Origin of the sequence: Luteimonas sp. gir (genome assembly GCF_037198055.1) — a bacterium.
GTDB classification, from domain to species: domain Bacteria; phylum Pseudomonadota; class Gammaproteobacteria; order Xanthomonadales; family Xanthomonadaceae; genus Luteimonas; species Luteimonas citri_A.
The window spans coordinates 72,647-85,918 of the sequence record NZ_JBBAXQ010000003.1; the positions used below are offsets into that span (position 1 = coordinate 72,647).

Sequence of the window (13,272 nt, forward strand, 5' to 3'; positions counted from 1 at the left end):
CGGGGAAATGGGCGCCTGCGGACGCAGGCCGCCTGCCGACGTGGGGCTGTGACGTGCTGCTAGGATGCGCGATCGCACGCTTTGCAGGGGACTCCATCGCATGAGCCAGCCTTCGTCCGACACCGGCGCACCGCGCGGCATCGTCGCCCGTCTTCTCGACACGATCGAACGCACCGGCAACCGGCTGCCGGATCCGGCGATGCTGTTCCTGCTGTTGATGCTCGCGGTGTGGGCGCTGTCGTGGGCACTGTCGGGGGTGGACTTCGCTGCGATCGATCCCCGCAGCGGCACGCCGATCCAGATCGTCAACCAGCTCTCGGGCGAGTCGCTGACCGCGTTCATGGCCAACATGGTGCGCGTATTCCTGGGCTTCGCGCCGCTGGGCGTGGTGCTGGTCGCGATGCTGGGGCTGGGCGTGGCCGAACATACCGGCTTCATCAACGCGGCTTTGCGCAGCGTGCTGTCGGTGACACCGAAGATGCTGCTGACGCCGGCGCTGGTCGCGGTCGCGGTGCTCAGCCACGTCGCGGTCGATGCCGGCTACGTGCTGGTGATTCCGCTGGGCGGGGTGATCTTCTATGCCGCCGGGCGTCATCCGCTGGCCGGAATCGCCGCCGCCTTCTGCGGCGTGTCGGGGGGATTTTCGGCCACGCTGCTGGTGCCCTCGTCGCTGGATCCGCTGCTGGCCGGTTTCACCCAGGAAGCCGGACGCATCCTCGACCCGGCGCTGACGATCAACCCGCTCAACAACTGGATCTTCACCACCGCGTCGAGCCTGCTGATCATCGCGATCGGCTGGTTCGTCACCGACCGCATCGTCGAGCCGCGGCTGGCGCGCACGGTCGTCGACGGCGACCCGGCCAATCTGCCGAAGATGGACCCGCTGAGCGCGGCTGAGAAGCGTGGCCTGACCTGGGCTGTGGTCGCGATGCTCGTCGCGTCCCTGCTGTTCGCGCTGACGCTGATGCCCGAGACCTCGCCGTGGCGCGCGCCGGCAGACGCGGTGCCCGAGGGCAGTCATCCGCTGCTGGTCGCGGCCGCGCCGGTGATGCAGTCGATCGTCGCGCTGATCTTCGTGCTGTTCCTGCTGCCGGGCGTGGTCTACGGCGCCGTCGCCGGCACGGTCCGCTCGCATCGCGATGTCATCGCGGCGATGACCAAGTCAATGAGCGGCATGGGTTACTACATCGTCATCGCGTTCTTCATCGCGCAGTTCCTGGCCGCGTTCAACGGCTCGGGCCTGGGCACGCTGATGGCGGTGGAGGGCGCGGACTTCCTCAAGGCGCTGGGGCTGCCGATGTGGCTGACGATCATCGGCCTGATCCTGATGACCGGCGTGGTCAACCTGTTCATCGGCTCGGCTTCGGCCAAGTGGGCGCTGCTGGCACCGATCATGGTGCCGTTGATGATGCAGCTGGGCGTGTCGCCGGACCTGACCCAGGCGGCGTACCGGGTCGGCGACTCGATGACGACGATCCTGACCCCGCTGATGCCGTACTTCCCGCTGATCGTGGTGTTCTGCCAGCGCTACGTGACCGCGGCCGGCATCGGCACGCTGGTGTCGATCATGATTCCGTACTCGATCGCCCTGTCGGTGCTGTGGACCGCGTTCCTGCTGGCGTTCTGGGCGCTGGGCATCCCGCTGGGGCTGGGCGCGAGCTACGACTACCCCGCTGGCTGAACAGGGGCGCGGTGCAAAAGTCCTCCCGGTCGGGCGTTGACGCCACGTTGACGCCCGGGCTCCGGGCTGGGATTCTCGCCGCTCCCCGGCGGCCCGTCCGACCGGGTCGTCCCAGCTTCCCTATGCAAGGATCTTCATGAGCGCCGACGTCGTCGAGCCCAAAGTCGCGGCCGTACCGCCGCCGCCCGTCAATCCGCCCGAGTTCCCCCAGGTGCTCGGCCATCCACGCCCGCTGTGGATGCTTTTCATGTCGGAATTCTGGGAACGCTTCGCGTTCTACGGCATCCGTTGGGCGATGGTGCTGTACATCGTCGCGCAGTTCCACGGCGGCGATGCCGCCGGCGAGCGACCGGCGAGCGAGATGTACGGCGCCTACCTCGCGCTGGTCTATGCGGGCGCGATCTTCGGTGGCTACGTCGCCGACAAGCTGATCGGCTTCCAGCGTTCGATCCTGCTCGGTGCGATGTTCATGGCGCTGGGCCTGTTCATGCTGGCCTCGCCAAGCGAACCGCTGTTCAAGCTGGGTCTGGCGACGATCATCGTCGGCAACGGCCTGTTCAAGCCGATCATCTCGACCATGGTCGGTAAGCTGTACATGCAGGGCGATGCACGCCGCGATGCCGGTTTCACGATCTTCTACATGGGCATCAACATCGGCGCGATGATCGCCCCGGTGGTCACTGGCTGGCTGGCCCGCAAGGTGTTCGGCACCGACACCGACCCGCACTACCAGTGGGTGTTCATCGCCGCCGGCATCGGCATGGTGATCAGCCTGGTGTGGTTCTGGGCCGGCCGCAGCCAGCTCAAGGGCATCGGCCTGCCGGATCCGGGCCAGGAAGGTCTCGCACGCGTGGGCCTGGTGGCCGTACTCGGCGCCGCGATCGGCATCCCGCTGTTCTACTTCCTGCTCACCATCGACGCGAGCGCGCTGCAGGCGATCCTGATGGCGCTGTTCGTGGTACCGGCGGTGATGCTGCTGGTCGAGGGCATCCGCGAGGGCAAGATGGCGCGCGACAAGGTGATCGCGATGCTGATCATCTTCGTGTTCAACGTGCTGTTCTGGATGTTCTTCGAGCAGGCCGGCAGCTCGTTCACCTTCCTCGCCGACCGCATCGTCAATCGCGAGTTCGGCAGCTGGACCTTCCCGCTGGAGTGGTTCCAGTCGGTCAACTCGATCGCCATCATCACCTTCGCGCCGATCATGGCCTGGATGTGGGTCAAGATGGGCCGGGCCAATCCGTCGATCCCGCGCAAGTTCGGACTGGGCCTGATCTTCAACGGCCTGGCATTCCTGCTGCTGATGATCGCGCTCAACAGCATGGTCGACGGCAACGGCAAGATTCCGTTCTGGACGCTGTTCGCGGTGTATGTGATCCAGTCGATCGGCGAGCTGTGCCTGTCGCCGATCGGTCTGTCGATGACGACCAAGCTCGCGCCCACGCGCGTGGCCGGCATGGCGATGGGCTGCTGGTTCCTGTCGATCGCGATCGGCAACAACCTGGCGGGCATCTTCGCCGGTCAGGTCAGCGGCGAAAGCGGCATGACCGCCGCCTCGGCGCAGGCCGGCTATACGTTCGGCTTCTGGGCGCTGGCCGGTGCCGGCGTGCTGCTGTTCGTGATCGCCCCGCTGGTCAACCGGTTGATGCACGGCGTGAAGTAACCGGCCGGGCCGGACAGCAAAACGGCGGCCTTCGGGCCGCCGTTTTCGTTCCTATCGCCGACGATCAGCCGGCCAGCGACGCCTCGAGCTTGTCCATGAGTCGGAGCAGGGTCGCGCGCTCGTCGGCATCGAGTGGCGCCATCACCCGCTGCTGGTACTCCAGCGCGAGCGGGGCCACGACGTCGTAGACCGCTTCGCCGGCGGGGCTGAGCGCGAGCACCGAGCGTCGGCGGTCGCTGTCGTGCATGCCGCGCAACAGCAATTCGCGCTCGAGCAACCGGGCGACCGCGCGGCTGACGGCGACCTTGTCCATCGCGGTGCGTTCGGCCACCTCGTTCGCCGACAGCCCGCGGTCGCGGCCGAGCACCGCGATGACCCGCCACTCGGTGACACTGATGCCGAACCGCTCGGAATAGATGTCCGCCAGCCCGCGGCTGATGTGGTTGGTCAGCACGCTGAGCCGGTAGGGCAGGAACGTTTCCAGGTCGAGCGTGGCGTGTTCAGGGGCCTGCCCGTCTCCAGCGACAGGGGATACCGGCTGCGTCATGGTGCGGTGCGCCTTGCAAGTGGTTGCAGCTGAAACTATAAACGGGCATCCAAGCCATCGTCACGCCACGGAGTATCCCATGAGCGCCCCCGCACACACCGGCCCCAATCTGGGCATGAACGTCACCACGTTCGAGAACCCGATGGGCATCGACGGCTTCGAATTCGTCGAGTTCGCCGCGCCGGCAGGCCAGGCCGATGCCATGCACGCGTACTTCCGCAACATGGGCTTTACCGCGGTGCTCCAGCACAAGTCGCGTCCGATCACCGTGTACCGCCAGGGCGGGGTGAACTTCCTGCTCAACGCCGACCCCGATTCGTTTGCGGCCGACTTCGCCAAGGCCCACGGCCCCTCGGCCTGCGGCTTCGCGATCCGGTTCAAGCGGCCGGCCGACGAGGTCTACGGACGCGTGCTGGAGAACGGCGGCGAGGCGATCGGCGCGCGCGAATCCACCAAGGCGGTCGATGCGCCGGTGGTCAAGGGCATCGGCGACTGCATGCTCTATCTGGTCGATCGCTATGGCGATGCGGGGTCGATCTACGGCGACGACTACGTGCCGGTCGAGGGCGCCGACCAGAACCCGGTCGGGTTCGGCCTGACCTTCATCGACCATCTCACGCACAACCTCTACTTCGGCAACATGCAGAAGTGGTCGGATTACTACGAGAAGCTGTTCAACTTCCGCGAGATCCGCTACTTCGACATCAAGGGCAGCAAGACCGGCCTGGTGTCCAAGGCGATGACCGCGCCCGACGGCATCGTGCGCATCCCGCTCAACGAGTCCAGCGATCCCAAGTCGCAGATCAACGAGTACCTGGACGCCTACAAGGGCGAGGGCATCCAGCACATCGCCTGCTTCACCGACGACATCTACAGCTCGATCGAGAAGATGCGCGAGCACGGCATCACCTTCCTCGACACGCCCGACACCTACTTCGACGTGATCGACCAGCGCATTCCCAATCATGGCGAGGATGTGCCGCGACTGCGCCGGAACAAGATCCTGATCGATGCCGATCCCGAGACCAAGCAGCGCAAGCTGCTGCAGATCTTCACCGAGAACGCGTTCGGTCCGATCTTCTTCGAGATCATCCAGCGCAAGGGCAACGAGGGCTTCGGCGAGGGCAATTTCCAGGCGCTGTTCGAGAGCATCGAACGCGACCAGATGAAGCGCGGCGTGCTGTGACGCCGCGCGCTGGCGCCCAGCGGGCGCCGGGGCGCGGCACCGCGTGACGACCGATCGGCGGCGAGGGGTGCGTGCGGCTTGACGCCGCGCCCGCGCCGCGCGGCGATGGCAACGATCCTCCAGGTGAAGCGATGAACGCAACGATCGACGACACGATCATCCCGATGCCGCAAACCGCGGTGCAGCCGCGCCCGGTGCTCGACTACATGTCCGGATTCGGCAACGAGTTCGCGACCCAGGCCGAGCCGGACACGCTGCCGGTCGGCCAGAACTCGCCGCAGCGCGTCGCGCACGGGCTCTACGCCGAACAGCTGTCGGGCACCGCGTTCACCGCGCCGCGCTGCGAGAATCGACGCAGCTGGCTGTACCGCATCCGCCCGGCGGTGCTGCACGGGCGCTTCGCGCCGTTCGTGCAGCCGCGCTTTCACGACGGCTTCGATCGCGGACCGGTGACGCCCGAGCAATTGCGCTGGAGCCCGATCCCGTTGCCCGAGACCCCGGTCGATTTCGTCGATGGCCTGTTCTCGATGGGTGGCAGCGGCGGCGCTGGCGCTTACGACGGTGTCGGCATCCACGTCTACGCCGCCAACACCTCGATGACCGACCGCTTCTTCTACAGCGCCGATGGCGAGTTGTTGCTGGTGCCGCAGCTGGGCCGCCTGGTGGTGGCGACCGAGCTCGGCACACTCGAGGTCGAACCGCAGGAGATCGCGGTGATTCCGCGCGGCATCCGCTTCCGCGTCGAGTTGCCCGACGGGGCGAGCCGCGGCTACGTGTGCGAGAACCAGGGGCGCGCGCTGCGCCTGCCTGACCTCGGGCCGATCGGCGCCAACGGCTTGGCCAATCCGCGCGACTTCCTGACTCCGGTGGCGCGCTACGAGGACATCGAAGGCGACTTCTCGCTGATCGCCAAGTTCCAGGGGCATCTGTGGCAGGCGTCGATCGGGCACTCGCCACTCGACGTCGTCGGCTGGCATGGCAACTACGCGCCGTACAAGTACGACCTGCGCCGGTTCAACACGATCGGCTCGATCAGCTTCGACCACCCGGACCCGAGCATCTTCACCGTGCTCACTTCGCCCAGTGACACCCCCGGCACCGCCAATCTCGATTTCGCGATCTTCCCGCCGCGCTGGCTGGTGGCGCAGCACACATTCCGGCCGCCGTGGTTCCATCGCAACGTCGCCAGCGAGTTCATGGGCCTGGTGCACGGCCAGTACGACGCCAAGGCCGACGGCTTCTCGCCCGGCGCGTGTTCGCTGCACAACTGTATGAGCGGTCACGGGCCGGATGCGGCCACGTTCGACAAGGCCAGCGCCGCCGACCTCTCCAAGCCCGACGTGATCGCCGACACGATGGCCTTCATGTTCGAGACCCGCGGGGTGCTGCGACCGACGATGCAGGCGCTCGAAGCCGCGCATCGGCAAGCGGACTACCAGACCGTCTGGGCGGGCCTGGAGCGCCGGTTCGTGCCGCCGCGTTAGCGCAGGGCACCCGCCTGCAACGGCGGTCGATGCAGGACGGCAAGTGCGGCGGTAGCGCCTGGCCGTGCCGATTGCGTATCGGCTGCTGTCGGCGCGCAGTTCGCAGCCCATTCACACGGGCTCGCGGACGCTGGCGCGGTCTTTTTCTCGTGGAGTTGCCCATGAAGCAGACCCTGCCTGCCGTCGCCCTGCTTGCGCTCGCGCTATCGGCCTGCGGTGACCGCTCGCCCGCGCCGGCTGCCGGCCCCGAGACCGATGCCCGCACGCCACAGGCCGCCGACCCCGCGCCCGCAGGCTCGCCGCCGGTGCAGGCCGCAGGCACCGACGCGGCGCCCGCTTCCGCGCACGCGCCGGGCACCAACATTCCGCAGGTGGTCGATGGTGTGATCACGTTCGACGGCTTCGGACCGGCCGCCTTCGGCGGTACCGCAGAAGACGTGCGCATGTCCTGGGGCAACGACCTCGGCGATGCGGCGCCCTCGGAGCCGGGCGGCTGCTACATCCTCAAGCCGCAGCCGATCGGCACGACCGACTACCGGCTCGGCTTCATGATCGAAGGCGATCGCTTCGTCCGGATCGATGTCCGCAACGAGGGCTACACCGCCCCGGGCGGCGGCAAGGTCGGCATGGATCGGGCCGAGATCGAGCGCCTCTACGGCGGGCGCGTCGAAGCCTCGCCGCACAAGTACGTGGAAGGCGCGCAGACGCTGCGTGTCGCAGAGGGCGACAAGGCCCTGGTGTTCGAGACCGATGCAGCCGGCAAGGTCACCGAGTGGCGCATCGGCGTGCCGCCGCAGATCGACTACGTCGAAGGCTGCGGCTGAAGGCGCGGGTATCGCCCGAACGCGCGGCTGAAGGAAGCTCAGTCGCGCTCGGGCGGTGCCGGATCCTCGTCGTCGACGACGCGCTGGCTCGCATCGGGCGTGCGCCCGGGATGCGGCGGTCGGTCGTCCATCAACGACAACGCGGCGCGCGACATCAGGTGCGCGCTGATCGGCGCGGTCAGGAACAGGAACACCGTGATCAGCAGTTCGCGCGGATGCACGCCGCTCTCGTTGACCGAGTGGTAGAGGATCGAGGCAAACAGGATGCAGCCCACGCCCAGCGTGCTGGCCTTGGCCGGACCATGGACGCGCTGGAAGAAGTCGCGCAGCTTGAGCAGCGCGATCGCGCCGAGCAGGGTGAAGAAGCACCCCACCAGCAGCAACAGCGCGATGACGAGGTCGAGGACGATGTTCATTCGACGACGTCCCGGCGGATCACGTACTTGCTGAGCACCACGGTGCCGACAAAGCCGAGCATCGCGATGATCAGCGCCGCCTCGAAGTAGATTTCGGTATCCATCAGCATGCCGAACAGGATGAGCTGGGCGATCGAACTGACGTAGAGCGTGTCGAGGGCGAGGATGCGATCGGGCGCAGTGGGCCCGCGCAGCAACCGCCACGTCGACAGCAGCATGGCGATGCCGACCAGGTGCATGCCGGCAATGATGGCCAGTTCGATCAGGGGATTGCCGTTCATGGGAAGATCTCCCGCAGCGGGGCCTCGTAGCGGTCCTTGATCTCGGCGACCAGCGCGTCGGGATCGTCGGTGCTCAGGCAGTGGATCAACAGAAACCGGCGGTCTTCCGACAGTTCCGCGGATACGGTTCCGGGCGTCAGCGTGATCAGGCTGGTCAGCGCGGAAATACCGTGGATGTTGGTCAGGTCCAGCGGCAGCCAGACGAACTGGGAGTTGAGCTTGTCGCGGGGGCCGAGGACCTGACGGGCGACGGTGACGTTGGCGACCACGATGTCCCACAGCACGCGCGCGCCCAGCGCCCAGACGCCGCGCAGGCGGCCCAGCTGGGCGAACTCGCGTTCCATCCGCGAGGCCAGCAGCGGCATCAACCAGGCCAGCAGCAGCGCCATGACGATGTTGGCGGGGCTGAAGTCCTCGGCCATCAACAGCCAGAAGAGAAAGACCGTCAGGCTCTGCGGGATCGACGGCAGCAGACGGCGCTTCATCGCGAGGGCTCCCGGATCAACGGTGTGGTCCCGCCGACGCGCTCGACCGTCGCGCCGGTATCGAGCAATTGCGCAGCCGTCGCATCGGTGTAGCGCAGCAGCGGCCCGGCGAAGAGCGTCATCGCCACACCGTAGCCGAGCAGCAGCATGGTCGCAGCGATTTCCGAGCGGCGCAGCGGCATCGGCGCTGTGCCCTCGGGGACCGGATCGACGCGCCAGAACAGCCGCGTGCCGCTACGCGACAGGCCGATGATCGCCATCAGGCTGCTGACCAGGATCGCGGCCCAGACCCAGCCGATGACCGACTCGGGGACCGAGTTGAGCAGTTGCAGCTTGCCGATGAAGCCCGACAGCGGCGGCAGGCCGGTGACCGAGATCGCCGCGACCAGAAACAACAGCGCCGGCACGGTCTTGCCAGGCATCGAGGCGATCGGCATCAGATAGTCGCCGGTGCTGCCGCGGTGGCGCTGGATGATGTCGGCCAGCAGGAACAGCGCCGCAGTCACGAACACGCTGTGGGGCAGGTAGTACAGGCCGGCGGAGATCGCGCCACGGTTGGCGAGCGCGAATGCGACGAACAGCATGCCGGCCGACAACAGCACCAGGTAGGCCACGCCGATGCGCAGTCGCGGCGCACCGACCACGCCAAGTGCGGCCAGCACCATCGTCGCCGCACCCGCCGGCAGCAGCCACGGCCAAGCGAGGTCGGCGAGCAGGCCGGCATCGGCGCCGAACACCAGGGTGAAGACACGCAGGATCGCGTACAGGCCGACCTTGGTCATGATGGTGAACAGTGCCGCCACTGCCGCCGGTGCCCGTGCATAGGCTTCCGGCAGCCACAGGTACAGCGGCAGCAGCGCGGCTTTGGCGCAGAACACCAGCAGCAGCAAGCCGGCGCCGGCGCGCACCAATGGCGCGGTTTCGGGCGGCACCTGGGCCACGCGCACCGCCAGCTCGGCCATGTTCAACGTGCCCAGCAAGCCGTAGAGCAGGCCGAGCGCGAGCAGGAACACCGTCGATGCCGCGATGTTGAACACCACGTAGTGCATGCCGGCCTTGATCCGCGCACCGCGCGCGCCGCTCAGCAGCAGGCCGTAGGAGGCGATCAGCATCACCTCGAAGAACACGAACAGGTTGAACAGATCGCCGGTCAGGAACGAGCCGTTGAGGCCCGCGAGCTGGACCTGGAACAAGGCATGGAAGTGCAGCGCGCGCTTGTCCCAGCCGGCGCAGGCGTAGAGCAGGCACGGGATGGCAAGCAGCGTGGTGGTCATCACCATCATCGCCGACAGGCGATCGACCATCAGTGCGATGCCCAGCCGGGCAGGCCAGTCGCCGAGCAGGTAGACCAGCATCTCCTCGCGCTGGACCTGCAGCAGCAGCGCGATGCTGACCGCCAGCAGCACCGCCATGCCCAGCCACGCCCACAGCCGCAGGGTCGAGGCGCGATGCCGGCGCTCGAGCAGCAACAGCAGGGCGCCAGTGATCAATGGCACCAGGATCGGCGCGATCGCGATGTGGTTCATCGCCCGCCCCCGCGCCGCTCGTCGTCGGGCTCTTCGCCGTCGACGTGGTCGGTATGCAGATCCGAATGCTCGCGCATCGCCACGACCACGGTCACCGCGGTCATCGCGAAGGCGATCACGATCGCGGTCAGCACCAGTGCCTGCGGCAGCGGATCGGTGTAGCTGGCCAGCGTCTCGGGAAGGCCATCGCCGAGCACCGGCGGCTTGCCGACCACGATGCGACCGGACGAGAAGATCAGCAGGTTGGTGGCGTACGACAGCAACGTCAGCCCGAGGATGACGTCGAAAGTGCGTGCGCGCAGCAGCAGGTACACGCCCGAGGCGGCAAGCACGCCGATGGCGCTGGCGATCGCGAATTCCATCAGGACGTCTCCTCGCTGGACTGGCGTTGCTTGACCGTGCCCATCGTCGAGAGCATCAGCAGCGTGCCGGCGAACACCACCACGTAGACGCCGGTGTCGAACACCAGGGCGCTGGCCAGCGGCAGCAGGCCGACCACGGGCAGGTTCAGATCGATGTGGCCGCTGGTCAGGAACGGCAGGCCGAACCACCACGAGCCCACGCCGCCGATCACCGCCAGCAGCAGGCCGATGCCGATGCCGCGCAGGTAGTCGAAGCCGAAGGTCGCCTCGACCGCACGCGCGCCCTGCAGCACGTACTTCACCAGCACCGGCACCGCAAACACCAGGCCGGCGATGAAACCGCCGCCGGGCGCGTTGTGCCCGCGCAGGAACAGGTAGATCGAGACCGTGAGCGCCAGCGGGAACAGCAACTGGGTCAGGTCGGCCGCGATCGGCAGGTGCACCGGCGGACCGGGCATCACTTCATCGGGCTGCAGCCGCGCCCAGCGCAGCAACGCGTGCACGACCAGCGCGGCGGTGCCGAACACGGTGATCTCGCCAAAGGTATCGAAGCCGCGGAAGTCGACCAGGATCACGTTGACGACGTTGCGTCCGTAGGCCTCGGGCAGCGAGCGCACCAGCAGTTCGCCGGAGATCGTGTCCACCGGCGCCATCATCATCGCGTAGGCCAGTGTCGCCAGTCCGCCGCCGGCGACCAGCGAGATCGCCACGTCGCGGACCTTGCGCAGCGGCGTACGCGCAACCTTCGACTGCTTGGGCAGGTAGTTGAGCGCCATCATCATCAGCGCGATGGTGACCATCTCCACCAGCAGCTGGGTCAGTGCCAGATCCGGCGCCGATAGGTAGACGAACATCAGGCTCACGGTCAGGCCGACGCCGCCGATCACGATCAGTGCGGTCAGCCGCTTGCCGTGCACCAGCACCGTGCCGATCGACGCGGCCACCAGCAGCGTCCACAGGATCCAGCCGATCGCCGGCATGGTCTGCGAGCGCGGCGCCGCCGACAGGATCTCGCCGATCTCGCCGACCAGCGGCCAGCCGGCGAGCAGCAACGCGACCAGCAGCAGGCCTAGCAGGCTGCGCTGCAGGCGGCCATTGGCCACGCGGGCGGTGAAGGCGCGCGCCAGCGAGAACAGCCGTTCGATGTTGACGTGGAACACGTGCCGGCCGATCGAGCGCGTCACCACCGCATGGAAGTCGAGCAGCCGGCGCAGGCCGAAGTACAGCGCCACGCCCAGCACCAGGCTGGCCACGCTCATCAGCAGCGGCAGGTTCACCCCGTGCCAGACCGCAAGACTGAATGTGGGCGCGGCATCGCCGAGCGTGCCGGCGACCATCGTGCGCAGCAGCGGCTGCACCGTCAGCGCGGGCACGATGCCGACCACCACGCACAGCACCGCGAGCACGCCGACCGGGATGCGCATCCAGCGCGGCGGCTCGTGCGGTACCACATCCAGCGCGCGTGGCCCGTTGCCGAAGAACGTGTCGTGCACGAAGCGCAGGCTGTAGGCGATGCCGAACACGCCGGCCAGCAGCGCGGCGCCGCTGATGATCAGCCGCATCGTGCCGTGCCCGCCGATCTCCAGCGCCTCGGCGAAGAACATTTCCTTGGACAAAAAGCCGTTGAGCAGCGGAATCCCCGCCATCGCCAGCGAGGCGATGATCGCCAGGGCACTGGTCATCGGCATCAGGCGCCGGAGGTTGCCGAGCCGGCGCATGTCGCGGGTCCCGGCCTCGTGGTCGATGATGCCCGCCGCCATGAACAGCGAGGCCTTGAACATGGCGTGGTTGAGGATGTGGAACAGGCCGGCCACCACGGCCATGTCGGTCGACAGGCCGAACAGCAGCGTGATCAGGCCCAGGTGCGAGATCGTCGAGTAGGCCAGCAGCCCCTTGAGGTCGTGCTGGAAGATCGCGAACCAGGCGCCGACCAGCAGCGTCGTCGCGCCGACGCCGGTGACGACATAGAAGAACAGGTCAGTGCCCGCCAGTGCGGGGTGCAGCCGCGCGAGCAGGAACACGCCCGCCTTGACCATCGTCGCCGAGTGCAGATAGGCCGATACCGGTGTGGGCGCAGCCATTGCCTGCGGCAGCCAGAAATGGAACGGGAACTGCGCGCTCTTGGTGAACACGCCCAGCAGCACCAGGGCCAGCGCCGCGGGGTAGAGGTGGCTGGCGCGGATCGTGTCACCAGCCGCGAGCACCGCATCGAGATCGTAGCTGCCGACGATGCGCCCGATCAGCAGCACGCCGCCCAGCAGCGCCAGGCCGCCCAGGCCGGTGATCGTCAGCGCCATGCGCGCGCCCTGGCGGGCGTCCTGGCGATGCGACCAGAACCCGATGAGCAGGAACGAGCTGATCGAGGTCAGCTCCCAGAACACCGCCAGCAGCAGCAGGTTGCCGGCCAGGACCATGCCCAGCATCGCACCCATGAACAGCAGCAGGTAGGTGAAGAACCGCCGTGGGCTGTCCTTGGGCGACAGGTAGTAGGCGCCGTAGAGCACCACCAGCCCGCCGATGCCCAGCACCATCAATGCGAAGGTCCAGGCCAGCCCGTCCATCCGCAGGCTGAAGTCGAGCCCGGCCTCGGGGATCCATTCGTAGCCGGTGCGCAGGATCGTGCCGTCGAACACGTCGCCAGCCACTGCCGCCAATACCGCCAGTCCCAGCAACGGCACGAAGCCGGCGAGCCAGGCGGTGGTGCGACGCGACGCGTGCGCCGAGAGGGCGACGACGAGCGCCAGCACGAAGGGCAGGGCCAACAACAGTTCGAGCATCGGACTCCTTGTGGAGGCGGTCGGCCAGAAAGCCGGCGGAGCG

Annotated in this window: 12 protein-coding genes; 5 read left to right on the forward strand and 7 right to left on the reverse strand. The window is 67.5% G+C overall.

Translation table 11 applies throughout. The annotated features are described in order from the left end of the window. Positions 1 to 100 precede the first annotated feature (100 nt). Both WAF18_RS06800 and WAF18_RS06805 read left to right on the forward strand, forming a co-directional pair. Positions 101 to 1,681 carry an AbgT family transporter gene (locus WAF18_RS06800; protein ID WP_337244439.1) on the forward strand — a complete coding sequence of 527 codons (1,581 nt, stop codon included), beginning with the start codon at positions 101 to 103 and terminating at the stop codon, positions 1,679 to 1,681. Between the two features lie 136 nt (positions 1,682 to 1,817). Continuing rightward, positions 1,818 to 3,341 (forward strand): oligopeptide:H+ symporter, encoded by a 1,524-nt coding sequence (locus tag WAF18_RS06805; protein WP_337244440.1) that lies wholly within the window; start codon positions 1,818 to 1,820, stop codon positions 3,339 to 3,341. 64 nt (positions 3,342 to 3,405) lie between these two features. On the opposite strand, the gene WAF18_RS06810 is transcribed toward WAF18_RS06805, so the two are convergent. Then, positions 3,406 to 3,888, reverse strand: a complete 483-nt coding sequence (locus tag WAF18_RS06810) for a MarR family winged helix-turn-helix transcriptional regulator (protein WP_337244441.1) — start codon at positions 3,886 to 3,888, stop codon at positions 3,406 to 3,408. Between the two features lie 79 nt (positions 3,889 to 3,967). Here WAF18_RS06810 and hppD point away from each other — a divergent pair, with 79 nt between their 5' ends. From hppD to WAF18_RS06825, 3 genes are all read left to right on the forward strand, one after another. Further along, entirely contained in the window at positions 3,968 to 5,074 is a 1,107-nt protein-coding gene (gene hppD / locus WAF18_RS06815; protein WP_337244442.1) for a 4-hydroxyphenylpyruvate dioxygenase, read from the forward strand. Positions 5,075 to 5,280: 206 nt separating this feature from the next. Beyond that, entirely contained in the window at positions 5,281 to 6,558 is a 1,278-nt protein-coding gene (gene hmgA, locus WAF18_RS06820; protein ID WP_337244576.1) for a homogentisate 1,2-dioxygenase, read from the forward strand. Positions 6,559 to 6,719: 161 nt separating this feature from the next. Then, complete coding sequence (locus WAF18_RS06825) at positions 6,720 to 7,382, forward strand: lectin (RefSeq protein WP_337244443.1); 663 nt, start codon at positions 6,720 to 6,722, stop codon at positions 7,380 to 7,382. A 38-nt stretch (positions 7,383 to 7,420) separates the two neighbouring features. Here WAF18_RS06825 and WAF18_RS06830 read toward each other — a convergent pair whose 3' ends face one another. The 6 genes from WAF18_RS06830 to WAF18_RS06855 are packed head-to-tail and all read right to left on the reverse strand — an operon-like array spanning position 7,421 to position 13,229. Continuing rightward, complete coding sequence (locus WAF18_RS06830) at positions 7,421 to 7,798, reverse strand: Na+/H+ antiporter subunit G (protein ID WP_183427700.1); 378 nt, start codon at positions 7,796 to 7,798, stop codon at positions 7,421 to 7,423. Continuing rightward, on the reverse strand, positions 7,795 to 8,079 hold the full coding sequence (locus tag WAF18_RS06835; protein WP_183427699.1) for a K+/H+ antiporter subunit F: 285 nt from the start codon (positions 8,077 to 8,079) through the stop codon (positions 7,795 to 7,797). The genes WAF18_RS06830 and WAF18_RS06835 overlap by 4 nt, the downstream gene beginning before the upstream one ends. Next, positions 8,076 to 8,564 carry a Na+/H+ antiporter subunit E gene (locus WAF18_RS06840; protein ID WP_337244444.1) on the reverse strand — a complete coding sequence of 163 codons (489 nt, stop codon included), beginning with the start codon at positions 8,562 to 8,564 and terminating at the stop codon, positions 8,076 to 8,078. The genes WAF18_RS06835 and WAF18_RS06840 overlap by 4 nt, the downstream gene beginning before the upstream one ends. Continuing rightward, entirely contained in the window at positions 8,561 to 10,090 is a 1,530-nt protein-coding gene (locus WAF18_RS06845) for a monovalent cation/H+ antiporter subunit D (protein ID WP_337244445.1), read from the reverse strand. The genes WAF18_RS06840 and WAF18_RS06845 overlap by 4 nt, the downstream gene beginning before the upstream one ends. Beyond that, entirely contained in the window at positions 10,087 to 10,452 is a 366-nt protein-coding gene (locus tag WAF18_RS06850; protein WP_183427696.1) for a Na+/H+ antiporter subunit C, read from the reverse strand. The genes WAF18_RS06845 and WAF18_RS06850 overlap by 4 nt, the downstream gene beginning before the upstream one ends. Further along, on the reverse strand, positions 10,452 to 13,229 hold the full coding sequence (locus WAF18_RS06855; protein ID WP_337244446.1) for a monovalent cation/H+ antiporter subunit A: 2,778 nt from the start codon (positions 13,227 to 13,229) through the stop codon (positions 10,452 to 10,454). Before WAF18_RS06855 ends, WAF18_RS06850 begins: the two co-directional genes overlap by 1 nt. Between the last annotated feature and the right edge of the window lie 43 nt (positions 13,230 to 13,272).